Source organism: Streptomyces ruber (assembly GCF_014648075.1).
GTDB lineage: Bacteria > Actinomycetota > Actinomycetes > Streptomycetales > Streptomycetaceae > Streptomyces > Streptomyces ruber.
Genome location: NZ_BMQK01000002.1, coordinates 516,590 through 541,892, shown reverse-complemented (window position 1 = coordinate 541,892; position 25,303 = coordinate 516,590). Strand labels below are relative to the sequence as shown.

The 25,303-nt window shown below is 73.7% G+C and carries 20 protein-coding genes; 12 read left to right on the top strand and 8 right to left on the bottom strand.

Features of this window, described 5'->3' with window-relative positions; all coding sequences use genetic code 11:
* The first annotated feature begins 54 nt into the window (after positions 1 to 54).
* From IEZ04_RS06865 to IEZ04_RS06830, 8 genes are all read left to right on the top strand, one after another.
* Complete coding sequence (locus IEZ04_RS06865) at positions 55 to 2,865, top strand: helix-turn-helix transcriptional regulator (RefSeq protein ID WP_189215778.1); 2,811 nt, start codon at positions 55 to 57, stop codon at positions 2,863 to 2,865.
* A 286-nt stretch (positions 2,866 to 3,151) separates the two neighbouring features.
* Positions 3,152 to 3,943, top strand: coding sequence for a S1 family peptidase (locus tag IEZ04_RS06860; RefSeq protein ID WP_189216037.1), 792 nt, complete (start codon positions 3,152 to 3,154; stop codon positions 3,941 to 3,943).
* A 151-nt stretch (positions 3,944 to 4,094) separates the two neighbouring features.
* Complete coding sequence (locus IEZ04_RS06855) at positions 4,095 to 5,690, top strand: ABC transporter substrate-binding protein (RefSeq protein WP_189215777.1); 1,596 nt, start codon at positions 4,095 to 4,097, stop codon at positions 5,688 to 5,690.
* A gap of 38 nt (positions 5,691 to 5,728) precedes the next feature.
* On the top strand, positions 5,729 to 6,697 hold the full coding sequence (locus IEZ04_RS06850; RefSeq protein ID WP_189215776.1) for an ABC transporter permease: 969 nt from the start codon (positions 5,729 to 5,731) through the stop codon (positions 6,695 to 6,697).
* Complete coding sequence (locus tag IEZ04_RS06845; RefSeq protein ID WP_189215775.1) at positions 6,687 to 7,574, top strand: ABC transporter permease; 888 nt, start codon at positions 6,687 to 6,689, stop codon at positions 7,572 to 7,574. Before IEZ04_RS06850 ends, IEZ04_RS06845 begins: the two co-directional genes overlap by 11 nt.
* On the top strand, positions 7,571 to 8,563 hold the full coding sequence (locus IEZ04_RS06840; RefSeq protein ID WP_229820868.1) for an ABC transporter ATP-binding protein: 993 nt from the start codon (positions 7,571 to 7,573) through the stop codon (positions 8,561 to 8,563). The genes IEZ04_RS06845 and IEZ04_RS06840 overlap by 4 nt, the downstream gene beginning before the upstream one ends.
* Positions 8,556 to 9,221, top strand: a complete 666-nt coding sequence (locus tag IEZ04_RS06835; RefSeq protein ID WP_189215774.1) for an ABC transporter ATP-binding protein — start codon at positions 8,556 to 8,558, stop codon at positions 9,219 to 9,221. The genes IEZ04_RS06840 and IEZ04_RS06835 overlap by 8 nt, the downstream gene beginning before the upstream one ends.
* Before the next feature lie 67 nt (positions 9,222 to 9,288).
* A complete protein-coding gene (locus IEZ04_RS06830; protein ID WP_189215773.1) occupies positions 9,289 to 10,023 on the top strand; it encodes a GntR family transcriptional regulator in 735 nt (244 codons plus the stop codon).
* A 507-nt stretch (positions 10,024 to 10,530) separates the two neighbouring features.
* Here IEZ04_RS06830 and IEZ04_RS06825 read toward each other — a convergent pair.
* Complete coding sequence (locus IEZ04_RS06825; RefSeq protein ID WP_189215772.1) at positions 10,531 to 10,968, bottom strand: hypothetical protein; 438 nt, start codon at positions 10,966 to 10,968, stop codon at positions 10,531 to 10,533.
* Between the two features lie 516 nt (positions 10,969 to 11,484).
* Here IEZ04_RS06825 and IEZ04_RS06820 point away from each other — a divergent pair.
* From IEZ04_RS06820 to IEZ04_RS06810, 3 genes are all read left to right on the top strand, one after another.
* A complete protein-coding gene (locus tag IEZ04_RS06820; protein ID WP_189215771.1) occupies positions 11,485 to 12,948 on the top strand; it encodes a serine/threonine-protein kinase in 1,464 nt (487 codons plus the stop codon).
* A gap of 451 nt (positions 12,949 to 13,399) precedes the next feature.
* Positions 13,400 to 13,618, top strand: a complete 219-nt coding sequence (locus IEZ04_RS06815) for a hypothetical protein (protein ID WP_189215770.1) — start codon at positions 13,400 to 13,402, stop codon at positions 13,616 to 13,618.
* 95 nt (positions 13,619 to 13,713) lie between these two features.
* The gene (locus IEZ04_RS06810) at positions 13,714 to 14,721 is read left to right on the top strand and encodes a sporulation protein (protein ID WP_189215769.1); all 1,008 of its coding nucleotides are present in this window, start codon (positions 13,714 to 13,716) and stop codon (positions 14,719 to 14,721) included.
* 136 nt (positions 14,722 to 14,857) lie between these two features.
* On the opposite strand, the gene IEZ04_RS06805 is transcribed toward IEZ04_RS06810, so the two are convergent.
* Entirely contained in the window at positions 14,858 to 16,120 is a 1,263-nt protein-coding gene (locus IEZ04_RS06805) for a DUF418 domain-containing protein (protein ID WP_189215768.1), read from the bottom strand.
* A 309-nt stretch (positions 16,121 to 16,429) separates the two neighbouring features.
* Between IEZ04_RS06805 and IEZ04_RS06800 the strand changes: the two genes are divergently transcribed.
* A complete protein-coding gene (locus tag IEZ04_RS06800) occupies positions 16,430 to 17,740 on the top strand; it encodes a sensor histidine kinase (RefSeq protein WP_229820867.1) in 1,311 nt (436 codons plus the stop codon).
* Positions 17,741 to 17,744: 4 nt separating this feature from the next.
* On the opposite strand, the gene IEZ04_RS06795 is transcribed toward IEZ04_RS06800, so the two are convergent.
* The 6 genes from IEZ04_RS06795 to IEZ04_RS06770 form a co-directional block, all read right to left on the bottom strand.
* Positions 17,745 to 17,981, bottom strand: a complete 237-nt coding sequence (locus IEZ04_RS06795) for a formate dehydrogenase subunit delta (protein ID WP_189215767.1) — start codon at positions 17,979 to 17,981, stop codon at positions 17,745 to 17,747.
* Positions 17,978 to 20,746 carry a formate dehydrogenase subunit alpha gene (gene fdhF, locus IEZ04_RS06790; RefSeq protein ID WP_189215766.1) on the bottom strand — a complete coding sequence of 923 codons (2,769 nt, stop codon included), beginning with the start codon at positions 20,744 to 20,746 and terminating at the stop codon, positions 17,978 to 17,980. Before fdhF ends, IEZ04_RS06795 begins: the two co-directional genes overlap by 4 nt.
* Positions 20,743 to 22,359 (bottom strand): formate dehydrogenase beta subunit, encoded by a 1,617-nt coding sequence (locus IEZ04_RS06785; RefSeq protein WP_189215765.1) that lies wholly within the window; start codon positions 22,357 to 22,359, stop codon positions 20,743 to 20,745. The genes fdhF and IEZ04_RS06785 overlap by 4 nt, the downstream gene beginning before the upstream one ends.
* Complete coding sequence (locus IEZ04_RS06780; RefSeq protein ID WP_189215764.1) at positions 22,356 to 22,832, bottom strand: formate dehydrogenase subunit gamma; 477 nt, start codon at positions 22,830 to 22,832, stop codon at positions 22,356 to 22,358. The genes IEZ04_RS06785 and IEZ04_RS06780 overlap by 4 nt, the downstream gene beginning before the upstream one ends.
* A 120-nt stretch (positions 22,833 to 22,952) precedes the next feature.
* Positions 22,953 to 23,969, bottom strand: coding sequence for a LysR family transcriptional regulator (locus IEZ04_RS06775; RefSeq protein WP_308429782.1), 1,017 nt, complete (start codon positions 23,967 to 23,969; stop codon positions 22,953 to 22,955).
* Positions 23,970 to 23,985: 16 nt separating this feature from the next.
* Entirely contained in the window at positions 23,986 to 25,149 is a 1,164-nt protein-coding gene (locus IEZ04_RS06770) for a peptidoglycan recognition protein family protein (protein ID WP_189215763.1), read from the bottom strand.
* Positions 25,150 to 25,303 lie beyond the last annotated feature (154 nt).

Sequence of the window (25,303 nt, the reverse complement as noted above, 5' to 3'; positions counted from 1 at the left end):
TGAGCCGTTGCCTAATATTGGCCCGGACACGACACTCGAGGGGAGCGGTGGACCGTGCTACGGGACCTCAAGGAGCCTGGCAGACCGCGCCCCGACCTGGTGGTCGGCCGGGACGACCTGCTGAGCGGCGCGCGCGAACAGCTGTCGCGGGGCGGGAGCGTCGTCGTGCACGGCGACACCGGAATCGGCAAATCGACTGTGCTGCGCACGCTGGCGGCGGAATACGCCGACCAGGCGCGCACGGTCCTGCGCTGCTCCGCCACCGAGTCCGAATCGCATCTTCCGTTCCTGGCCCTGGCCGATCTGCTCGGCCTGGTGGCCGACGAGGTCTCCGACCAGTTGCCCGCCCCGCAGCGCGACGCCCTGGAGTCGGCGCTCACCGGGCGCGGCGAGTCCACCCTCCAGCGCGACGGGCTCGCCCTGCGGCTCGCCGTGCTGTCGACCCTGCGCGCCCTCGCCGCCCGCGGTCCGGTGCTGATCGTCGCCGACGACCTCCAGTGGCTGGACTCGGCCAGCGCCGAGCTGCTCGGCTTCGCCGCCCGCCGGCTCGGCGAGCTGCCGGTCCGGATGCTCTGTGCCGTACGCACCGAGACGGAGCCCCGTGGGCCGGGACAGGGCCGTCATCTACGCGCGTTGCCCCCGGACACCCTCACCGTCCGCGTCAACCCGCTCACCCGCGCGCAGGTGGCCGAGCTGCTCGGGCGCCGCGGCTACACCGGACTGTCCCGCTCCACGGTGCGGGAGATCCACCGCACCAGCGGCGGCAACCCGCTGTTCGCGCTGGAGCTCGGCCGTGCCCTCGCCGAGAGCCCGACCCCGCCGCGTCCCGGGGAGCCGCTGCCCGTGCCGACCTCGCTGCGGGCACTGGTGCTCAGCCGGCTGGAGATGCTGTCCGCCGAGGCCCGCCGCACCCTGCTGGTGGCGAGCGCCGGCGCGCGCCCCACGCTGTCCCTGCTGCACGCGGCCGGCCGCGGGGACGCGGAGACGGAGACCGCGGAGGCCGCCCGCCTCGGTCTGCTCGCCCCGGAACGGGAGGGCCCGGGCGTACGGTTCGCGCATCCCCTCGTGTCGGCCGCCCTGTACGCGGAGGCCGGCGCGGCGGAGCGGCGCGCGGCCCACGCCGCGCTGTCCACGGCCGCCTCCGACCCCATCGAGCGCGCCCGGCACCTGGCCCTCGCCACCACCGGCGCGGACCCGGCGGTCGCCGCGGGGCTCGGCGAGGCGGCGGCCGCGGCCCGGGACCGGGGCGCGCCCTCCGTCGCCGCGGAACTGGGCCTGCTCGCCGCCCGGCACACTCCCGCGGACGCCGTACCCGGGCCGGACGTACGGCGGTTGCAGGCGGCCGAGGACGCGCTGACCGCCGGGGGGCACGACCTCGCCCGGGACATCGCCCGGGACGTGCTGGGACGGGCCACCGAGCCCGCCGACCGGGTGCGGGCCTGGATGGTGGTGATCGAGGCGGCCGGCCAGTCCATAGCCGAGGTCGACGCCGTCTTCCCGCAGGCCCTCGCGGACGCGGGCGACGACCCGGCGCTGCTGGCCCAGGTCCACTACCAGCTCGCCTGGCGGGCCCTGGTCGTGGAGGGCGACTTCGCCGAGTGCCGCGAGGAGGCGGCGCACGCGGCGCGCCTCGCCGAGCGGGCCGGCATCCGGCGCACCGGGCTGCTGGCGCTCGCCCTGCAGGCGCAGACCGAGACGCTGATGGGGCACCCGGACGCGCCCGCCACCATCAAGCGGGCGCTGCGGGAGCCGCAGGACCCCCAGGTGGCGTGTCATCACAACGGCGCGGGCGCGGCGCGCTTCCGGTGGCTGGTCATGGGCGACCGGCTGGCCGAGGCCCGGAACACGATCACCGCGCTGCTGCGGGAGGTCCGCCGGCGGGGCATGGTCGAGAGCGAGGTGCACTTCCTGCGCGGGCTCGCGGAGACCGAGCTGCGCTCCGGGCACTGCGGCCGGGCCCTCGACCTCGCCCGGGAGAGCCTGCGGCTGGCCCGGGACTCCGGCATCGGCGAGGGTGCGTCGGCCATGCAGACCTCGCTCGCGGAGGCCTCCGGCGGCGATGTCGACCGGGCGCTGGCGCTGGCCCGGGAGGCGGTGCGGCACGCCGAGGGCGACGGCGACCTGATGTACCTGTCCCTCGCCCTCGGGGCCCTCGGGCAGGCCCGGTTCGTGGCCGGGGACGCGCCCGGCGCGGTCGCGGCCCTGCGCCGGGTGCGGGAGCTGGAGGAGAGCCTGAAGGTCACCGATCCGGCGCGCGGGCGCTGGCAGGGCGATCTGGCGGAGGCGCTGGTGTGCGTCGGGGAGCACGCGGAGGCGCAGGACGTCATCGACGCCGCGCGGGAGCGGGCGCTGCGGCTGGGGCGGGAGAGCATGCTCGCCGTCCTGGACCGGGCCGAGGCGCTGGTGCGCGCCGCCCGTGGCGAACTGGACGTGGCGGTGCGGCAGTTGACGTCCGCGCAGGACCGGCTGGCGAAGCTGGGCCACGGCCTGGAGGAGGCGCGGACCGCGTACGCCCTGGCCGAGGTGCGCATCCGGCGGTCCGAACCGGCGTCGTACGACGAGGCGGTGCGGCTGTTCCGCCGCTGTCGCGCCCTGCCCTGGCTGAAGCGGGCCGAGCGGGCGGCCGTCGCCCCGGTGCCGCGCCCGCAGGCCGCCGCCGCGCCGGCCGCGCTCGCCGTCCTCGCCGCGACGGAGCGCCGGGTCGCCGAACTCGTCATGGAGGGCGCGACCAACCGGGAGATCGCCGGGCGGCTGTTCATCAGTGTCAAGACGGTCGAGGCGACCCTCACCCGGGTCTACCGGAAGCTGGGCATCCGGTCGCGGGTGGACATCGTGCGGCTGGCGGCTGGACACCGTACGAACTGACCTCCCCGGGACGCAGCCGACGACCGACGGCACGGCCGACGGCCTCTCGGGGTCAGCCTAGGTTCAAACCGGGCATGGGGTCATCGAGGGTTTTCCCTCCTCGACTCGGCTAGGGGCTTCCCCCATTGGGCGCCGGTGCGCGCCGCTCCTAGGTTGAGGACGTGCCGCTCGCCAGGGCACACGGGACCAGCACCTCCCCTTCCCCCTTCCCCACGGGGGAGGCGGTCCCGTGCACCACCCCCACCCGCGCGACCCCCACCGGCAACCCCCACGAATGGAGACCCCTTTGTTCGGGTTCAACCGCGCCAAGAAGTCGCTCGTCGCCGTCGCCGCGACCGCTGCCGCCGCCGCGGCCACGCTGCTGGGCGCCCCCTCCGCGGCCGCCGCTCCCCAGCCCGTCGTCGGTGGCACCACGACCACCGCGAGCGCGTACCCGTACGTCATGCAGATCACGACCGCCTCGCAGTCGCAGTTCTGCGGCGGCACCCTGGTCGCGCCCGACAAGGTCGTCACGGCCGCGCACTGCATGGTCGGCCGGTCCACCAGCAGCACCCGTGTCGTCGGCGGCCGTACCTACCGCAACGGCAGTGACGGCACGGTCGCGCAGGTCAGCCGAATATGGATCCACCCGAGCTACACGTCGGCCACCAGAGGTTACGACGTGGCGGTGCTGACCCTGTCGAGCTCGATGCCGTACACGACGGCGCCGTACGTCTCCGCCTCGCAGACCGGCGTGTACGCGGCCGGCACCACCGCCCGCATCCTCGGCTGGGGCACCACCTCCTCGGGCGGCAGCTCCTCCAACCAGCTGCGCACGGCGACGGTGCCGACCGTCTCCGACTCCAGCTGCTCCTCGTCCTACGGCTCGTCCTACAAGGCGAGCGACATGGTGTGCGCCGGCTACGCCTCCGGCGGCGTGGACACCTGCCAGGGCGACAGCGGCGGCCCGCTGATGATCAACGGTGTCCTGGCGGGCATCGTCTCCTGGGGCAACGGCTGCGCGTGGGCCGGTTACCCGGGCGTCTACACCCGGCTGACGACCTTCTCCGACCTCGTCACCCAGCAGATCAACTCCTGAGGTTCTCCCTCGGGTGACGCCAGGGGGCGTCGCGGGCCGACCACGAGCGGCCCGCGGCGCCCCCTCTCCATGCGCTCTACACCTGTGACGCACCTGCAACTAATATGCAACAGCGTTCCACTCGTAACAGGGGCAACAGGAGTGTGAGGTCATGACGGTCCCAACGGTCCGACGGATACGGAGAGTCGCCGCCGCGGCGGCGGTGCTCGGCGGTGTCGCCGCATGCTCGGCGCCCGGCGGCGGCACGGGAGACGAAGGGGCCGCCGACTCCGTCGTGATCGGTGTGGCCAACGAACCGGACACGCTCAGCCCGCTGCTCGGCTACGGCAAGGACGGCAACTCGAAGATCTTCGACGGGCTTCTCGCCCGGGGCGCCGACGAGCAGCTGACCCCCGCGCTCGCGACCGCCCTGCCCGAGGTCGGCGACGACGGGCGCACGTACACCTACCACCTCCGCGACGGGGTGAGGTTCAGCGACGGCGAGCCGCTGACCGCCGAGGACGTCGTCTTCACCTACCGGACCGCCCTCGACCCGAAGACGAACAACACCTTCCGCAACGAACTGGACGCCGTCGAGGAGGTTCGGGCGGACGGCGACGACAAGGTCGTCTTCACCCTCAAGTACCCGTACGCACCGTTCGCCGCACGCACCACGCTGCCCATCGTCCCCGAGCACATCGTGGGGAAGCAGGACCCCAACACCGGCTCCTTCAACACGAAGCCCGTCGGCACCGGACCGTACGTCCTCACCGGCTGGAGCAAGGGCGAGAAGCTCACCTTCGAGGCCAACCCCGACTACTGGGGCGGCGCGCCGGAGGTCGAGAAGGTGACCATGGCGATCATCGAGGACGACGACGTGCGCGCCACCCGGCTGCGCTCCGGCGACCTCGACGGCGCGGTCCTGACGCCCGCCCTCGCCGCCACCTTCGACGGCGACGAGGGGAAGGTGAGGTACGACGCGAAGACCTACGACTTCCGCGCCGTCACCCTCCCCACGGGCGACGAGGTCACGGGCGACCGCGCGATCCGGCAGGCCCTCGACGCCGCCGTGGACCGCGAGGCCATGGTGGAGCGGATCCTCGACGGCGCGGGCCGCCCGGCGTACGGGCCGCTGCCCAGCGACGACGCCTGGTTCGCGAAGGGCATCGAGCGCAAGCGGGACCTGGCCGGGGCCGAGGAGATCCTGGACCGGGCGGGCTGGAAGGCCGACGCGGACGGCGTACGGTCCAGGGACGGCCGGCGGGCGGCCTTCACCCTTCTCTACCCCGCGGGCGACAAGCTCCGCCAGGACCACGCCCTCGCCTACGCCTCCGACGCCAAGGAGGCCGGCATCGAGGTGACGGTGGAGAGCGCCACCTGGGAGGTCATCGAGCCGCGGATGGGCGACGACGCGGTCCTGGCGGGCGGCGGCAGCACGGGTGACCCCGACTTCACCCTCTACCGCACGCTGCACTCCTCCCTCGCCGGCGACGGCTTCAACAACATGGGCCGTTACGACAACCCCGCGGTCGACGAGGCGCTCGACGAGGCCCGCCGCAGCCAGGACCGCGCGGACCGCAAGACCGCCTACGACACGGTCCAGCGCGAACTGGTGAAGGACCCCGGCACCACCTACCTCACCCACGTCGACCACACCTACGTGCTGGCCGACCGCTGGAAGGGGCTGACCACGCAGGTGGAACCGCACGAGCACGGCTTCGGCAGCGGCCCGTGGTGGAACCTCGAGGACTGGCAGCCCAAGAAGTGAGCTCCCCGCACCGGCCCCGGTCGCTGCCCTGGGGAGCGATGGCACGCCTCGCGGGGCGGCGGCTGCTGTTCGCCGCCCCCGTCCTCCTCGTCGTCACCTTCGGGGTGTTCGCGATCGCCGCCGCCTCCCCCTTCGACCCCGTCAAGGCGTACGCGGGCACGGCCGCCCTCGCCGCCGACCAGGAGACCCTCGACCGGCTGCGGGACAACCTGGGCGCGGACGAGCCCTTCGCCGCCCGCTGGTGGGAGTGGCTGACCTCGGCGTTCACCGGCGACCTCGGTCAGTCCACCGTGATGCGGCAGCCGGTCGCCCAGGTCATCGGCGAGCGGGTCGTCTGGTCGACGCTGCTGTGCGCGGTCGCCCTCGTGGCGGCCGTGGTGCTCGGCACGGTGCTCGGCGTGCTCGCCGCCCGCCGTCCCGGCTCGCCGCTCGACCGGGTGGTGACCTCCCTGTCGTACACCCTGGAGGCCGCACCGACCTTCTGGCTCGGCCTGCTCGCAGTCTGGCTGTTCGCCCTCCAGCTCGGCGTGCTCCCGGCCGGCGGCCTCACCGACACGGCCAGCGAACAGGTGACGGCGGGGCAGGTGGCGAGCCACCTCGTCCTGCCCGCCGGTGTACTGGCCGTATCCCAACTCCCCTGGTTCGTCCTGTACGTCCGCCAGGGCGTCGGCGACGCGCTCGCGGAGGACCCCGTGCGCGGCGCCCGCGCGCGGGGGCTGAGCGAGCGCACCGTACTGCTCGGCCACGCACTGCGCTCCGGACTGCTGCCGGTGCTGACCCTGATCGGGTCCCGCGTGCCCGAACTCATCACCGGCGCCCTGCTGGTGGAGACCGTGTTCAGCTGGCCGGGCATCGCCGCGGCCACCGTGGAGGCGGCCACCGCCGTCGACTTCCCGCTGCTCGCCGCGCTGACCGTGCTCGCCACGGCCGCCGTCCTGGCCGGCAACCTGCTGGCGGACCTGCTCTACGGACTGTTCGACCCGAGGGTGAAGTTCAGTGACATGTGACGCTCCCGCCGCGCAGAGCGCGGTCTGGCGGTCGTACGGCATCAGGCGCCGCTCCACCCGCACGGTACGGGTACGGGTCTCCGCCGCGCTGGTGGCGCTGACCGTGCTCGCGGTGCTCCTCGTGCCGCCGCTGGCCCAGCTCGACCAGCAGGCCGTCGACCTCGCCGCCAAACTGCAACCGCCGAGCCGGTCGCACCCGTTCGGCACCGACGACCTCGGCCGCGACCTGCTGCTGCGCTGTGTCTACGGGCTGCGGGTCTCCCTGCTCGTCGGCCTGGTGGCGGCGCTCGTGGCGGCCGTGGTGGGCACCGCCGTCGGGGCCGCCGCCGGGGCGCTGGGCGGCTGGGTCGACCGGGCCGTGATGCGGGTGGTCGACACCCTGTCGTCCGTGCCGCACCTGCTGCTCGGCATCTTCGTCGTCGCCCTGTTCCGGCCGGGTGTCGTGCCGGTGGCCGTCTCGGTCGCGTCCACGCACTGGCTGTCGACCGCCCGGATCGTGCGCGCCGAGGTGCTGTCGCTGCGCTCCCGCCCGTTCATCGACGCGGCCGTGTCCGGGGGTGCCTCACGGCGGCGGATCGCGGTACGGCACCTGCTGCCGGCCGTGGCACCGCAGGCCGCGCTCGCCGCCGTGCTGATGGTGCCGCACGCCATGTGGCACGAGTCGGCCCTGTCCTTCCTCGGCCTCGGACTGCCCACCCACATGGCGAGCCTCGGCAACCTGGTGCAGGGCGCGCGGAGTTCACTGCTCGCCGGGCACTGGTGGCCGACCCTGTTCCCCGGCCTGTTCATCATCGTCCCCACCCTCGCCATCGCCGGCCTCGCCGGGGCCTGGCGGGAACGGATCAGCCCACGGCGCCGATCGGAGCTCATGCTGTGACCGAGCCAACCCCCGTGCTGTCGGTGCGCGGACTGTCGGTGCGCTTCCTCATGCCGGGCGGGCGCCGCGTCGCCGCCGTCACCGACGTCCACTTCGACGTGGCGCCCGGCGAATGCCTGGCGCTGATCGGCGAGAGCGGCTGCGGCAAGTCCGTGCTCGCCTCCGCCCTCCTCGGGCTGCTGCCCGCCAACGCCCAGAGCGCGGGCGAGGCACGGCTCGGCGACCTGGACCTGATCTCCGCCGACGAGCGCACGCTCAGCCGGAAGGTGCGGGGCCGCCTGATCGGTCTCGTGCCGCAGAGCCCCGCCGCGCACCTCACCCCCGTACGCACCATCCGCTCGCAGACCGAGGAGACCGTCGCCGCGCTGGCCGGGATACGGGGCCGGGCCGCCGTACGGGACGCGGCGCGGGCCGCCGCCGAACGCGCCGCCTTCCCCGCCGGCCACCTCGACCGCCATCCGCACGAACTCTCCGGCGGCCTCGCCCAGCGCGCCGCCACCGCGCTCGCCCTCGTCGGCGACGCGCCCCTGCTGCTCGCCGACGAACCGACCACCGGGCTCGACCGCGACCTGGTGGACCGCACGGTCGACGAGCTGCGGCGGCACGTCGACACCGCCGACGGCACCGGCCGGGGTCTGCTGATGATCACCCACGATCTGGCGGCGGCGGAACGCATCGCCGACCGGGTCGCCGTGATGTACGCGGGCCGCATCGTCGAACTGGCCGACGCGGCCTCGTTCTTCGGCTCCCCCGGCCCCCGCCACCCCTACGGCCGCGGCCTGCTCCGGGCCCTGCCGGACCGGGCCTTCACCCCGATCCCCGGCCTGCCCCCGGAACTGGGCGCCCTCCCCGAGGGCTGCGCCTTCGCACCGCGCTGCGACCGCGCCACCGACGCCTGCGCCGCCCTGCCGCCGGTCACCGGCGGAGTCGCCTGCCACCATCCCGTCCCGGGGTCCGACGTGAGAGCCGCGGAGGACGTCCATGCTTGAACTGCGCGCCGTCACCGCCGGATACGACCCGAAGGCCCCGGTCGTACGGAACGCCTCCCTGGCCGTCGCGCCCGGTGAGGCCGTCGGTCTGCTCGGCCCCAGCGGCTGCGGCAAGTCCACCCTCGCCCGGGTCGCGGCCCTGCTGCACCGGCCCGACTCCGGCACCCTGCTGCTCGACGGCACGCCCGTACGGCGCTGGCGGCACCGCGCCCCGCGCGAGCAGCGCACCGCCGTCGGGGTCGTCTTCCAGCAGCCCCGGCTCTCCGCCGATCCGCGGCTGCGGCTCACCGACCTGATCGCCGAACCGCTCCGCGCCACCGGCCGCCGCGAGGAGGCGCCCGGGCGGGTGGCCGAGCTGGCGGCGGCCGTCGGCCTGACACCGGACCTGCTGGGCAGGCGGCCGCACGAGGTCAGCGACGGCCAGCTGCAGCGCGCCTGCCTGGCCCGCGCCCTGGTGCTGCGCCCGCGCTGGCTGGTGTGCGACGAGATGACCGCGATGCTCGACGCCTCGACCACCGCCGCGCTGGTCGCGGTCGTGGAGGAGTACCGCGCCGCCACCGGGGCCGGCCTCCTCGCCGTCGGCCACGACCACACGCTGCTGCGCCGCTGGTGCGACCGGACGGCGCACTGGGAGGACGTGACCGGCGGAACCCCGTAGCCGCGTAACACGCCGTTCATGGACGGCGGGACGTGCGGGAAACAAGCGTTCCCTACCGTGTCCCGCCATGGACCCCGACCTGTATACACAAGTGGACCCGGCCGTCGGACGGAGCGGGGCGCACGCGCCCTCGCTCCGCGAGGAGGTCTACGTCAGGCTGCGGGAGGCCGTGCTCGGCGGTGAGTTCGCGCCCCGGGAGCGGCTGGCCGAGATGCGGCTGGCCGACCGGTTCGGGGTGTCGCGCACCCCGGTCCGCGAGGCGCTGGCCCGGCTGCTGGCCGACGGCCTGGTCGAGCGGGGCGACGAGGGTTTCCGGGTCACCGTGCCCACCCTCGACCGGCTGACGGACCTGTACGAGCTCGGGGTCACCCTGGAGCTGCGCGGGATGGCCCGTGTGGCGGAGGACCCGGCCGCCCGGCACGACGCGGGCGTCCTCACCGCGGAACTGCGGCGCTGGCACGGGATGCGGGAGCACCCGCCGGCGCCGGACCACCGTTTCGTGATCCAGGAGGAACGGTTCCACGCCGAGCTCTGCCGCGCCTCCGGCAACCGGGCGCTGACCGAGGCCCTGGTCACCGCCGGGCGACGGGTCCGGCGGGTGCGGATGTACGACTTCCTCGACCCCGGCCGGGTGGAGACGGCCGTCGCCGAGCACATCGAGATCCTGGAACTGGTCCTCGCGGGACGCGTCGACGAGGCGTCCCGGGCCCTGCACGTCCACCTCGGCGACTCGCCGGCCGCGGTGGCGGAGCACGCGCGACGGGCGATGACGCAGATGGCGCTGCACGCGGGGCGGCTGTGACCGGGCGGTGAACCGGGCGGGCGGTGCCGCCGACGTCGCGGGGGAGGACGCCCGCCGCGGTGGTGTCCCGATGGCCTGGTGCAGGTGCGCCACCCGCTCCGGTGTACCGGAGTGCTCCGGCATCGGGGCGGCGCTGCCGGCCGGGGCGGTGTGCACGCGTCGGCTCCGCCCGGGGTCTGCAGTGAACCGGGGCCCACGTCCGGGCACGTCCGGGGGTGCACGACCGAGGAGAACCGATGCCCCCGTATGGGCGGCACCTGTCGGTCGGACAACGTGTGACGGGCGGTCGAGGGGCACCGTGTGGCGGTCCTCACCGCCCGGTACGCGGCGCCGGCGTCATCACGGGCCCGCCGCTTACCCGAATCGGCGACTTGCCCTTTCATCGGCTGCTCCGATATCCATTTTTTGTCGGTGCATTCCCGCCTCCGATCAGGGCCGGAGGCGGGGATGCTCCGCGGTGCGGCGGCCGCGTCCGTTCAACCGGTGACTTCCGCGGGCCGCCGGCGGTCAGATGTCGCCGAGGGAAACGCCGTAGGTGCCGTTCGCGTCAATGGGGGCGTACGTGCCGTTGCCGCCGAAGCGGGCCTCGTAACCGTTCGCCAGGGCATTGGGCACCTCCAGGTCGGAGGGAAGGTGCGCGTCACATTCGGCGGTGCCGTTGAGGTCGGTGTAGGCCCGGCAGAGGTATTCCTGGCTGCCCGAGGTCGTGAACACCACGAGGAGCCCGGGGACCGGGGCGCCGTCGTCGGCCCGGTGCACGTCCAGGCGGTGGCCCGACAGCTCGCGGGACAGCAGCTGGGCCTTGGCCTGGTAGGCCTTCACCGTCAGCGGAGCGGGCCCGGTGTGGGACGTGCCGCCCGCCTGGGCGGTACCGGCCAGGGCGCCGGCGGTCAGTGCCGCGGTGCCGAGCAGGACGCCGAGCATCCGGTGCAGTGTGCGATTCATGGTGGCCTCCGAAAGCCGTACCGAGGAATGTCGAACCCGGCTTCTGCCGCCGGGAGATCCGCAATCTGACAGGCACACCGGCATATGAGCAATAGAACATACGCACCGTCGGTCTCCCGGCAAGAAAGCGGCCGCCGTCTCCGTGTACTGTCGCCGTTTTCCCGGTACCCCTCTGCCGGTGACCACCCGGCGCGTCACCGGCTTCGAGTGACCGCGCGCCGCCATTGTACGGAATCCGCGATTACCTCTTTCGGGTCACCCGTTCACCGTCACCGGCCGACAGGCGTTTTTCATATCGTCATCCCGTTGCGGAGGTCGCGAAGGTCACGACCGCTGCGGCCGTTGCCGCCGCACGGCCGGCAGGGGCCCGAGCGGAGCCGCGCGGTACGGCTGATCTGTGACCACTGGGACACGGGTAGGCTGGTGAGGCTGCGGCATCCCCACCGTCACCGTCCCCACGAGGTGCGTCACGCCTGCGGCAGACGAATTGGTCTTGTGGCATGAGGATGAACACAGGTGCTGATAGCCGGCCGTTACCAGCTGCACGATCCGATCGGTCGAGGCGCGATGGGCGAGGTCTGGCGGGCCTACGACGAGACCCTCGGCAGGGCGGTGGCGGTCAAGCTCCTGCTCAACCAGGGCGCCGACGCCACCGCGGCCTCACGCTTCCGTCTCGAGGCGCAGACCGCCGGACGGCTCAACCACCCCAACGTGGTCGGCGTCCTGGACTTCGGCGAGCAGGAGGACCGCCTCTACCTGGTGATGGAGCTGGTCGACGGGGACAGCCTCGCCCGCCTCCTCGCCGACTCCGGGACGCTGCCCGCCGAGCGGGTGGCCCGTATCGCCGCCGAGGCGGCCGCCGGGCTCGCCGCCGCCCACCGGCAGGGCATCGTCCACCGGGACATCAAGCCCGCCAACCTGCTGCTGGACGCCCACGGCACCTGCAAGATCGGGGACTTCGGCATCGCCCGGTTCCTGGACGACCCGGGTGCCGCGCTGACCGCGACCGGGCACATCGTCGGCACCAGCCTGTACATCGCGCCCGAGCGCGCCCTGGGCGAGACCGCGGGACCGGCCTCCGACGTGTACTCGCTGGGCTGCGTGCTCTACCAGCTCCTCACCGGCCGCCCGCCCTTCGAGGCGGACAGCGCGGTCGGCATCCTCCACCAGCACCTGGACGCCGCTCCCGTACCGCCCCGCGAACTGGGCGCCGTGCTGCCGCCCGCCTTCGAGAACTTCCTCCTCGGTCTGCTCGACAAGCAGCCGCAGGACCGGCCTACGGCCGAACAGGCGGCCGAGTGGTTCGCGGCGGGCTCCTGGCAGGGGCACGCCGAGCCGTTGCCGGCCGCCGCTCCGATGGCCGCCCCCATGACGTCGCCCATGGCCGCTCCGGCGGCCGCCTCCGTACCGGGTCCCGCCCCGATGGGCGAGACCGGTCCCCCGACCACCTACAAGCTGCCGACGGCCACCGGGACCAGGAGCCGCTCGGGCGGGACGCGCGGCGTACAGCGGTCCGGCGGGGTGCGCGCGTTCGTCACGAGCCGGCCCCGCGTGGTGGCCGCCGTCGCCGGCGCGGCGCTCTTCGTGGCCGCGGTGTTCCTCGGCATGGCCCTGTTCTCGTCCGAGGAGAGCGCCGCGGAGACACCCGGCCCGAGCGGCTCGCCGACCAGTTCCTCCTCCACTTCCTCCGCGTCCCCGTCCGCCCCCGCCACGGACTCGGACACCGGCACCGGCACCGGCACCGATTCCGGCACCGGCGCGGATTCCGGCACCGGCTCCGTTCCGGCACCGGAACAGACCCCCTCGGCCGCCGGCACGCCCGCCACGACTCCGGAGACGGCGCCGGGCGGCTCCCCGGCGCAGACGGAGACCGCCAAGGAGGAGCGGGAGAAGGAACGGAAGGCGCGGGAACGGCAGGACGAGAACGAGCCGGACGAAGAAGAGCCGGACGAGGAGGAACCGGACGAGAACGAGGCGTGACCCGACGCCCCTCCCCGCTCCGGTCCACTCGCCCCGGGCCACCACCCGAGCCGGGTCCCTCGTCCGCCCGAACACACCCACCCGGCCGCTCCTCCGGGTCACCGCCCACACCCCCGCCTCGCGCCGCACGGGCCAACCCGCATGCGCCACGCGCCACTTGTGGCCCGTGCCGTCGTCCGAACCGCTCCACTCCCGCACCACTCCCCGGGCCGCTCCGTCCGGACCGCGTCACCCGAGCCGCACCGCCCGGACCTCCCCGCCACCCTCCCGTCACCGCCGCGCGCGGGTCGGCGAGGGTGGCTCTTCGGTCGTCGCAAGGGGGCGTTTTCGGCCTTTCCCTTCGTGCACGCGCGGACCGCGCGCCCGGGGGCCTTCGGCATGCCTATGCTTCTACTCGTTTGTAGAAGGGCCCGCCCCGGAGCAGGGCCTTCCCTCTTTGGAGACGAGAGACATGGCTGCGATCGACCTGGACAAGGTGCTGGACAAGGCATGGGCCGACAAGAGCCTGCCCGAGATTCTGGGCGCCCCGGTGGCGGCGCTCAAGGGGGTCTCCGAGCGTGACGGCGAGCTGCTGGAGGAGGCCTTCGGGGTGAAGACCGTGGCGGACCTCGCGGAGCTGAAGTTCGTCCGCTGGGCCCAGGCGCTCGCGGCGCTGGACGCGGCCAAGTAGCCGACAGGCGCACCCCGGTGATGCCGCACGCCTGACCAGGGGTGTGCGGCATCATCCTCTTGAACCACACGCACGTATAAGGAGTGGACGCCACGATGGTGTTCAAACGACTGCTCGGCTCGCTCGGCGTGGGCGGCCCCACGGTCGACACGGTTCTCGCCCCCGGGGCCGTCCGGCCCGGCGGCGCGCTGACCGGCCAGGTCCACCTCAAGGGTGGCAGCGCCGACTTCGACATCGAGCACATCACGCTGGAACTGGTGGCCCGCGTCGAGGCCGAGCACGAGGACGGTGAGAGCGAGGGCGTCGCCGTCTTCGAGCGGTTCACCGTCGGCGGCGGCTTCCGGCTCGCCGAGGGCGCGGAGCACAGCGTCCCGTTCAGCGTCACCCTGCCCTGGGAGACGCCGATCACGGAGCTGTACGGGCAGGCCCTGGGCATCGTGCTCGGGGTGCGCACCGAGCTGGCCGTCGCCGGTGCGAAGGACAAGGGCGACCTGGACCAGCTGAACGTCGCCCCGCTCCCGGTGCAGGAGGCCGTCCTGGAGGCCTTCGGCTCGCTCGGCTTCGGTTTCAGGTCGGCCGACCTGGAGTACGGGCACATCGGCGGCACCGGCCAGCAGCTGCCCTTCTACCAGGAGATCGAACTCACCCCGTCGCCCGCCTACGCGCACCAGGTGAACGAGATCGAGGTGTCCTTCCTGGCCCACCCGGGCGGTATGGACGTCGTCCTGGAGGCCGACAAGCGGGGCGGGTTCCTCACCCCGGGCCACGACGCGCTGACCCGGTTCACCGTCTCCCACGACGGGGTCGCGCACCAGGACTGGAACGGCACCGTCGACGCCTGGGTGCGGCAGCTCGTCGAGCACCGCGCGTCCTACGGCTCGCACGCCGCGTACGGGCACGGCGACCCGTACGGCGGTCATGGCGGTCACGAGTACAAGCACGACGAGCACCACGACGGGCACCGTTCCGGCCCCGGCATGGGCACCGCCGTCGCGGCGGGCGCGGCCGGACTCGCGGTCGGCGTCGTCGGCGGCATGGTCGCGGCCGAAGTCGTCGACGAGGTCGGCGACTTCTTCGAGGGCGACGAGGACGAGGAAGGCTGAGCCGGCGCGGTACGCGAAGGCGGAGGCCGGCCCACGCCATGGCCGGCCTCCGCCCTGGGGGGTTCGAAGCCCGGACCACGCCATGCCCGGCTCCGTCCCGAGAGAGAGCGGACCAACGCTCTCCTTGGAATCGTCGTCATCTGATGTACTGCGCGCAGCGCCCGGTGGTGTGCATCAGGTGTTCCAGGGGGCCGCGTCGGAAGCAGTGCGTCCAGCAGGTCGCCAGCAGCACGGCCGCCGCCATGAAGGCGAGCAGCGCCGGCAGTCCGCCCATGGTCTGGTCCTCGACGGCGGGCACGTACCACGCGTCGCTCAGGACCCACAGGGCGACGATGTGCAGGACGTACGCGGTCAGAGCCGTCCTGCCGACCGCGATGACGGGGGTGGCCAGGCGGGCGAGGCGCGGCAGCCGGGCGACCACGGTGAGACATGCGGTGATCACGACCAGCGCGGTGCCCGTGTTGCCGAGGATGGACAGGGTCGTCTGGCTGTGCGGCGAGGCCACCAGCATCCAGTCCAGGGGGATCCGGCCCTCGGGCACTCCGCCCACGGTGTCGGACCACCAGGCCGCCGATGCCTGATGACCGTCCGCCGCCGAGGAGACGACGCGCAGCGCGCCCGGGCCGGCGAGGTGCAGGGCCAGCCATGAACCGCCGTAGCCGAGAAGGGCGAGCCCGCCGCCGGTCAGTGCCAGTCGTGTGCGGATGCCGGGCCGGTCGAGGAGCAGACGGGCCACCGCCATGCCGGCGAGGACGAACGGGATCCAGGTGATGACCGGATAGCCCCCGGTGAACAGCAGGTCCACGAAGCCGTCCGTGCCGGTGAGGCGGGCCAGCGGGTCGACGGCGACGACGGCGTCCGCCCAGTCGCTCGTCCACATCGACGCGCGGATCGCGTACCAGGCCTGGGGCAGGATCAGCGCGCCGGAGACGGCGAGCAGCGCGAGCGTACCGGCCCGCAGCCGGTGCAGCGGCAGCACGATGAGGAACAGCAGTCCGTAGCAGACGAGGATCACGTCGACCGAGGTGTCGAGGGCGATCAGGACGTAGCCGAGCGGGATCAGCACGAGGGCGCGGACGGCGACGCGGGCCCTGGCCTGCCGCCCGGCCAGTCCCGTCCGGGGCTGCGGCCGGCCGGTCAGGGCGACCAGCGAGAACCCGGCGAGCACCGCGAACAGGGCGGAGGAGCGGCCGCGGGCCAGTTCGAGGAGGAAGCCCACGGGTCCGCCGACCGTCACGTCCGGTCCGATGTGGGCGGAGAACATCCCGAGGACCGCGATGCCGCGAGCCAGGTCGATGCCGGTCAGCCGGTCGGCCGACGGTGCGCCGGAGGGAGCACGGCCCGTCTCCGGCCCGGGGGGCGCCGCCGACGGCGCGACCGGCGATGCGTGGTGCGTCATGCCCCAAGGCTCCCGAGGGCAGCGGGGTGCGTCCCACCCGGCGACCTTCCGAGGACACCCGGCCGAACGGCTGGTCCTGCCCGGCCGTTCGGCCGGTCGCCCGTGGCACCGGCCCGGCGCGAAACCGTCCCGGCGCGCGGGGGCCCGGCCGCCGGCGTGGTACGCATCGGGGGGCGGACGGGCGGCGAACGGAGCGCGCGGGACGGAGGAGGCGCCGTTTCCGGTGCGGGCCTTCGCCGGGGGTGGGACCGTGCTGTCCTCGGGAGTCACTCGCAAGGTGCCGGCACCGGTACGGGACGGGGAGGACACATGAGCATCCGGGGCACGACGGACCACGGCACGACCGCGGAGCGCACGGCCGCCCGCGACACAGCCGTGCACGGTGCCGGCGCCCGGGACACAACCGAACGGGGCACGGCCGACCGGGACACGGCCGGGCAGGACGAGCCCCCCGCGGACACGGCCGTCCCCCGGGGCGGCCGGCGCCCGGCGTTCCCCCGGTGCCCGCCCGGCCGGCACGTGCCCGCCCCGCTGGTCGACGCCGCCGCCCTCGTCGCCTCGCTCGCGGACGTGCGGATCAACATCCCCCACGGCTACGGACCGGGCCTGCTCTGCGCCCTGCTCGCCGCCTTCGTCCTGCCGCTGCGCCGGCGCTTCCCCCTGGCGACCTTCGTCCTCACGCTCCCCTCCGCCCTGTTCACCGACGCGGTGTTCGCCCCGCTGGCCGCCCTGTACACCCTGTCCTCGCTCAACCACCACCGTGTTCTGCTGGCGCTCTGCGGCGTGGTGTACGCGATCAGCGACTTCCTGCCGTGGCGGTGGTGGGAGCTGGACGCCGACCGGTTCTCGGCGCAGGACCTCAGTGTCGTCAACCTCACCTACACCGTGGCGTGGGCCACCGCGCCCGTCTTCCTCGGCCAGCTCGTCCAGGCCAGACGGGAACTGTCGCTCCGGCTCGACGAGATCTCCGAGGCGCGCGAGCACGAACGGCTGCTCACCGCGCAGAGCGTCCTGGCCCGGGAACGCGCCCAGCTCGCCCGGGAGATGCACGACGTGGTCGCCCACCAGGTGAGTCTGATCGCCGTGCAGGCCGGGGCGCTCCAGGTCGGCACCCAGGACGACGGGACCCGGCAGGCGGCCGCCACCATCCGGCGCCTCAGCGTGCAGACCCTGGAGGAGCTGCGGCACATGGTGAGCGTGCTGCGCGCCTCGGGCAGCCGCCCCACCGAGCTCACCCCGCAGCCGTCGCTCGCCGACCTGCGGCGCCTGGTCGACACCAGCGGCATCGAGGCGGAGCTGCACACCGACCTGCCGGGCACGCTGCCGCCGCCCGTCCAGCGCGCCGTCTACCGCACCGTCCAGGAGGCCCTGACCAACGTCCGCAAACACGCGCCCGGGGCCACCGCGACGATCGGTCTGCACCGCGAGGGCGGCACGGTGCGCGTCACCGTCACCAACACCGCCCCGACCCGCCCGGCGCTGCCGCTGCCCGGCGCCCACCACGGTCTCGTCGGGCTGCGCCAGCGCGCCGAACTCCTCGGCGGCACCGTGACCTCGGGCCCCACCGAGGAGGGCGGGTACGAGCTGCGCCTGGAGCTGCCGGCGGACGCCGGGCGGTAGCGCCTCAGGGCCGTGGCGGCGGCGGTGGCAGGAGCTCCGCCACCGCCCTGACCAGCGGGTCGAGGCCGGGGCGGCCGGCCTCGGCGTCCGCGACGAGCAGGGCGCGCATCCGGGGGTCCCAGAACGCCCGGAGGTGCGCGGCGATCTCCTCGGCCGCCGTGGCGGGGTCCCGGTGCCGGAACTGGGCGGCTATCCCGTTGGCCAGCCGGACGTGGGCGGGCGTGGGCGCCGCGGTGGTCATCGGCGCGCTCCGACCGGCGTCACCTGTACCGCGGTGACCTTGTACTCGGGGCAGTTGGTCGCCCAGTCCGAGTGCTCGGTGGTGACCACGTTGGCGCCGGTCGCCGGGTGGTGGAAGGTCGTGTAGACGACACCCACCGGCATCCGGTCGTCGATCCTCGCCCGCAGGCTGGTCTCGCCGACCCGGCTGGCCAGCGCCACCAGGTCCCCGTCGCGGATGCCGCGCACCTCGGCGTCGTGCGGGTGCAGTTCGAGGACGTCCTCCGGGTGCCAGGCGACGTTGCCCGTACGGCGGGTCTGGGCGCCCACGTTGTACTGGGACAGGATGCGGCCGGTGGTGAGGATGAGGGGGTACTTGCGTGTGCTGCGCTCCTCGGTCGGCACGTACACCGTCTCCACGAACCGCCCCTTCCCGCGCACGAACCCGTCCACGTGCAGGAGCGGGGTGCCCTCGGGCGCCGCGTCGTCGCACGGCCACTGGACGCTGCCGACCCGGTCGAGGCGGTCGAACGACACTCCGGCGAAGGCCGGCGTGGTCACCGCGATCTCGTCCATGATCTGCGCGGCGTCGTCCCACTTCATCGGGTAGCCCATGGCCTGCGCGAGCTCACAGACGATCTGCCACTCGTGCTTGCCGGTCCGCGGCGCCATCACGGGCCGTACGCGGTTGATGCGGCGCTCGGCGTTGGTGAAGGTGCCGTCCTTCTCCAGGAAGGAGGTGCCGGGCAGGAAGACGTGCGCGAACTTCGACGTCTCGTTGAGGAACAGGTCCTGGACGACGACCAGTTCCATCGCCGACAGGGCCGCGGTGACGTGCCGCGTGTTCGGGTCGGACTGGGCGATGTCCTCCCCGTGCACGAACAGCGCCCGGAAGGAGCCGTCGAGCGCCGCGTCGAACATGTTGGGGATGCGCAGGCCCGGCTCGGCGAGGATCGTACGGCCCCACAGGGTCTCGAAGACCGAACGGACCGCGTCGTCCGAGACGTGCCGGTAGCCGGGGAGTTCGTGCGGGAAGGAGCCCATGTCGCAGGAGCCCTGGACGTTGTTCTGGCCGCGCAGGGGGTTCACGCCGACGCCCTCGCGGCCGATGTTGCCGGTGGCCATGGCGAGGTTGGCCATGCCCATCACCATGGTCGAGCCCTGGCTGTGCTCGGTGACCCCGAGGCCGTAGTAAATGGCCGCGTTGGGGGCGGTGGCGTAGAGGCGGGCGGCGGCGCGGAGTTCGTCCGCCGGTACGCCGGTGATGTCGGCGACCGCTTCCGGGCTGTGCTCCGGCTGGGCGATGAACCGCTCCCAGGTCTCGAAGTCCTCGCAGCGGTCGTTCACGAACGCGCGGTCGACCAGCCCCTCGGTGACGACGACATGCGCGAGCGCGTTGACGAGGGCCACATTCGTGCCGGGGGCCAGCGCGAGGTGGTGGGCGGCCTCGATGTGCGGGGAGCGGACGAGGTCGATGCGGCGCGGGTCGGCGACGATGAGCCGGGCGCCCTGGCGCAGACGGCGCTTCATGCGGGAGCCGAACACCGGGTGGGCGTCGGTGGGGTTGGCGCCGATCAGCAGGATGACGTCGGCCTTGTCGACGGACTTGAAGTCCTGGGTGCCGGCGGAGGTGCCGTACGTCTGCTTGAGGCCGTACCCGGTGGGCGAGTGGCAGACGCGGGCGCAGGTGTCGACGTTGTTGTTGCCGAAGGCGGCGCGGACCATCTTCTGGACCGCGTACACCTCCTCGTTGGTGCAGCGGGAGGAGGTGATGCCGCCGATGGCGCCGGTGCCGTGCGCGGCCTGGATCTCCAGCAGGCGGCGGGCCGTGTACCCGATGGCCTCCTCCCACTCCACCTCCCGCCACGGGTCGGTGATCCGCTCGCGCAGCATCGGCTTGAGCCTGCGGTCCGGGTGGGAGGCGTAGCCGAAGGCGAAGCGGCCCTTGACGCAGGAGTGGCCCTCGTTGGCGCCGCCGTCCTTGTACGGGACCATGCGGACGACCTCGTCGCCGCGCAGCTCGGCCTTGAAGGAGCAGCCGACGCCGCAGTACGCGCAGGTGGTGAGCACGCTGCGGGTGGGCATGCCGAGCTCGACGACCGACTTCTCCTGGAGGGTGGAGGTGGGGCAGGCCTGCACGCAGGCGCCGCAGGAGACGCAGTCGGACTCCATGAAGCTGCCGCCCGCGCCCGCCGCGACCTTCGAGGCGAAGCCGCGGCCCTCGATGGTGAGGGCGAAGGTGCCCTGGACCTCGCCGCAGGCGCGCACGCAGCGGGAGCAGGAGATGCACTTGCCGGCGTCGAAGTCGAAGTAGGGGTTGGAGCTGTCGGTGGGTTCGGTGAGGTGGTTCTCGCCGTCGAAGCCGTAGCGGACCTCGCGCAGCCCGACGACGCCCGCCATGTCCTGGAGTTCGCAGTCGCCGTTGGCGGGACAGGTCAGGCAGTCGAGGGGGTGGTCGGAGATGTACAGCTCCATGACGCCGCGCCGGAGCTTCGCGAGCTTCTGGGTCTGGGTGCGGACCTTCATGCCGGGGGCGACGGGGGTCGTGCAGGAGGCCGGGGTGCCCTTGCGTCCGTCGATGTCGACCAGGCAGAGGCGGCAGGAGCCGAAGGGTTCGAGGCTGTCGGTGGCACAGAGTCTGGGGATGTCGATGCCGGCCTCGGCGGCGGCGCGCATCACGGAGGTGCCCTCGGGGACGAGGACCTCCTTGCCGTCGATCTCCACGGCGACGGTGGGCTCGCCGGGGCGGGCCGGGGTGCCGAGGTCGGGCTCCTTGATCAGGCTCATCGGCGTGCCTCCGTGGTCGTGGTGAGGTCGGTGGTGGTGAGGTCCCCGGTGGTCGGCGGTTCGGCCGCGGGCTCCTCGCCGAAGTCCGCGGGGAAGTGCTCCAGCGCGCTCCTGACCGGCACCGGGGTGAGGCCGCCCATCGCGCACAGCGAGCCCTCCGTCATCAGGTCGCACAGGTCGTCGAGGAGGGTGAGGTTGGCCCGTCGGTCGATCCCGGCGGTGATCCGGTCGATGACCTCGACGCCCCGTACCGCGCCGACCCGGCACGGTGTGCACTTGCCGCAGGACTCGGCGGCGCAGAACTCCATGGCGAACCGGGCCTGTCCCGCCATGTCCACGGTGTCGTCGAAGACGACCACTCCCCCGTGCCCGACCATGGCGCCCGCCGCCGCGAACGCCTCGTAGTCCATGGGGAGGTGGAAGCGGGAGGTCGGCAGGTACGCGCCGAGCGGCCCGCCGACCTGCACGGCCCGCACCGGGCGCCCGGACCGCGTGCCGCCGCCGTAGCCCTCGACGAGCTCGCCGAGCGTGACGCCGAACGCGGTCTCCACGATGCCGCCGCGCGCGACGTTCCCGCCGAGCTGGAAGACCTGGGTGCCGCGCGAGCGGCCGGTGCCGAGGCCGGCGAAGGCCGCCGCGCCGTCGGCGAGGACCATGGGGACGGAGCCGAGGGTGAGGACGTTGTTGACGACGGTCGGCTTGCCGAACAGGCCCTCCAGCGCGGGCATCGGCGGTTTCGCGCGGACCGTGCCGCGCCTGCCCTCCAGGCTCTCCAGCATGGAGGTCTCCTCGCCGCAGATGTACGCCCCGGCCCCGACCCGTACGAACAGGTCGAAGCGGAGGTCCGAGCCGAGGACGCGCTCGCCGAGCCAGCCGCGCCCGTACGCCGTCGTGATCGCGGCGCGCAGGGCGGCCACCGCGTCCGGGTACTCGGAGCGGACGTAGACGTACCCCTCGGTGGCGCCGACCGCGCGGGCGGCGATGGTCATGCCCTCGATGAGGGTGAACGGGTCGCCCTCCATCAGCATGCGGTCGGCGAAGGTGCCGCTGTCGCCCTCGTCGGCGTTGCAGCACACGAACTTGAGGGCGGAGTCGGCCTGTCGGACCGTCTTCCATTTGATGCCGGCCGGGAAGCCCGCGCCGCCCCGGCCGCGCAGCCCGGACTCGGTGACCTCGGTGACGATCTCCTCGGGGCTCAGCTCCAGGGCGCGGCGCAGTCCGCGCAGACCGCCGTGGGCGAGGAAGTCGTCCGGGTCGAGCGGGTCGGTGACGCCGACGCGGGCGAAGGTGACGCGGTTCTGGGTGCGGAGCCAGTCGAGGTCGTCGGTGCGGCCGAGGTGCAGCGGGTGGTCGGGCCGGGCGTCGAGGAGTCCCGCGGCCACCAGCTCGTCGACGTCCTCGGGGGCGACCGGGCCGTACGCCACCCGCCCGGCTCCGGTCCCGACCTCCACCAGCGGCTCCCGCCACAGCATGCCGCGGGAGCCGTTGCGGACCAGGCGGATCCCGCGTCCGGCCCCGGCCGCCGCCGCGGCGATCCGCTCGGCGACCTCGTCGGCGCCCACGGAGCGGGCGGCCGAGTCACGGGGTACGTACACCGTCACGGGGTTGCTCATACGTCCGCCTCCCGGGGAGCCAGCAGGGCGTCCAGCCGTTCCGGAGTGACCCGGCCGTGCAGGCGGCCGTCTATCTCGACGGCGGGGCCGGTCGCGCAGTTGCCCAGGCAGAAGACCTGGTCGAGGGTGACCGCTCCGTCGGGCGTCGTCCCGCCGAAGGAGACGCCGAGGCGGGACCTGGCGCGGTCCGCGAGGGTACCGGCGCCCACGGCCTGGCAGGCCTCGGCGCGGCAGATCCGTACCGTCGTGCGGCCCGGCGGGGTCTGCCGGAAGTCCTCGTAGAAGGTGATGACGCCGTACACGTCGGCCCGGGACAGGTTCAGTTCGGTGGCCAGGACCGGGATCACGGCCGGATCGACGTACCCGAACTCCTCCTTCACCGCGTGGAGGACGGGCAGCAGGGCGCCGCGTGTGCCGCGGTGCTCCGCGACGATCGAGCGCACCCGTTGCTCCAGGTCCGGCGACGCTGCCATGACCAGCCCCTTCCGGTCGCACAACAGGACACTGGGACAAGGGCACTGTGCTGCCGTTCCCCGGGCCCGTCCAAGAGCGCGTGCGAACGTTGTTGGCTATGGGGTGTTAGGCGCCGTCTATCAACCGTCGTCCGTCGCGGGTGCCTGTCCGCGCAGACTGTCGCGCAGGACTCCGTCCAGTTCGCCGGCCACGTCCACCTGGTGCGCCACGTCGACCAGGGCCCGCACCAGGCTGAGCGCGGGGTCGCGGTCGGCGAGCACGAGGCCGACGTGGTAGCTGCGGGCGGGCCGTTCCATGGGCACGAGCCGCATGCCGGCGGGGACGCCGAACAGCCCGAGCCAGGCGTGCGCGATGACGCTGGACCAGCGCCGGGTGCCGAGGTGGGCGTAGAGGGCGGAGACGGTGTCGGTCTCCAGACAGGCGCTGACGGCGCCGGCCCCGGCGTCGGCGAAACAGCGGTCGAGGATGCGGCGGTTCTGCATCTGCGGGGACAGCAGGCACAGTGGCAGCCGGGCGACGTCGGCCCAGCCCGCGCGCGGCCGGTGCGCCAGCTCACCGTCCTCCGGGGTCAGCAGGAGGTGCCGTTCGCGGTAGAGCGGGACGGTGCGGACGCCGCCGAGCGGTTCGCCGTCCACATAGCTGAGGCCCACGTCGAGGTCGTACTCGGCCAGCCGGTGCACCATCTCCCGCGACGACATGGACTCCAGCGAGATCCGCACCTGGGGGTGCCGGTCGAGGAAGGGCATGGTCAGCAGCTGCGCGGCGGTGAGCGCGGTGGGGATCGCGCCGATGCGCAGCACGCCGGTCGGCCCGCCGTCCATGGCCGCGACGTCGTCGCGCAGGGCGTCCCGTTCGGCGAGGATGCGACGGGCCCACATCACCACCCGTTCGCCTTCGGGGGTGAAGCCCTCGAAGCGCCTGCCACGGCGCACGATCATCACCTTGAGCTCGCGTTCCAGCGTCCTGATGCCCGCGGAGAGGGAGGGCTGGGAGACGTGGCAGGCCTCGGCGGCGCGCGCGAAGTGGCGTGTCCGCGCCAGGGCGGTCAGGTATTCGAGCTGTCTGAGCAGCACCGCGGCCCCTCCCCGGGTGTTCCCCTCGTACGTCCCGCCGTACGGTTCCCGTCGCACGGTCACCGTCGCACGGTCCTGCTCAGGGAAGCACGATGCCGGCCTCCTTGCCCGCCGCCTGGGAACGGATCGTGGCCAACTGCCCGTACAGGGCGTCGCCCGGGCACTGGGTGTTGTAGCTGTCGCGGTGCCCGTGGATCACCGGGAGGGCCAGCTCGTCGCCCTTCTTCCACGACGCGCCGGAGTAGCTCTTCCCGTCCGCCCCCGCCGTGAGGGCCGCCTGCCCCGCCGGGTCGGCCCCGTCCAGGCCGAGCTTCCAGCCCGCGAGCCGGGCGAGCGCGGTCACCGCCTCCTTGGGCGGGGCGGTGTCGGTGTGGGTGCCGAGCACCGCGATGCCGGTGGTCTCGGAGTTGAAACCGTAGGCGTGCGCGCCCAGCACCGGCCGGTCCACGCCGCCCTTGCGGCCCTCGTAGAGCGTGCCGCACTTGTCGACGAGGAAGTTGTAGCCGATGTCCTTCCAGCCCAGTTGCTTGACGTGGTAGGCGTAGACGCCGCGGATCACGGCCGGTGCCTGGTCGCAGGTGTAGTCGTTGGAGTCCACCGTGTGGTGGACGACGGCCGCCCCCACCTTTCCGCCGGGCAGGTACGCGGGGGCCTCCGGGCTGATCGACTCGTCCGCGCCCCAGTCGGCGCGGGAGGCGATCGGCGGCCGCTCGGCGGACGGGGCCGCCGTCCTGCCGCCCGGGCCCCTCCTCGCCCTCGTCGAGACCGCGGTGCCCGGGTCGATCATGTCCAGCCGGAGGCCGGCGGGCAGCGGTGCCGTGCCCTCCCTGCTCACCCGTGCCTCGACGCCGTCGGACTCCCCCACCCACACGGGGTCGGTGCCGCCCCGGTCCGCGCCCTGCTCGCCCGGCCCGCTGTCGGCGTCCAGCGTGCGCCAGTGCGACCACACCCTGGTCACGGCGGACCGGGTGCGGACCTCCACCGTGCCGGCCGGGCTCGCCGAGGGCTGCGCCCAGGTGACGCCGAGCACGCTGAAGGGCGGGGTGTCCCGGCTGCCGAGCGCGGCCGCGGCGCCGTCCGCCGCGGTGGTCAAGGGGACCGTGCGGCTGTGCGTCCTGACCGGGTCCCCCTCGCCCTCGTCCCCCGGGTGCCCGGCGGGCTGTCCGGTGCCGCCCCGGAACGCGAGGACGGCCACGCCCACCGCGGCCGACGCGGCCGTACCGCGCCATCGACGAGTTCTCATCCGTACGTACGTCCTTGCCTGCAGCCGTTACCGCATCCGTTACCCGGTCACTCACAGTGGCGAACCACCACAGTAAGTGAGGTGGGTGCGGCGCGCGACGCGAGACGACGGCAGGGGGCTGGTCGCAGGTCGGCGGCTGCGGCGACATGATCTC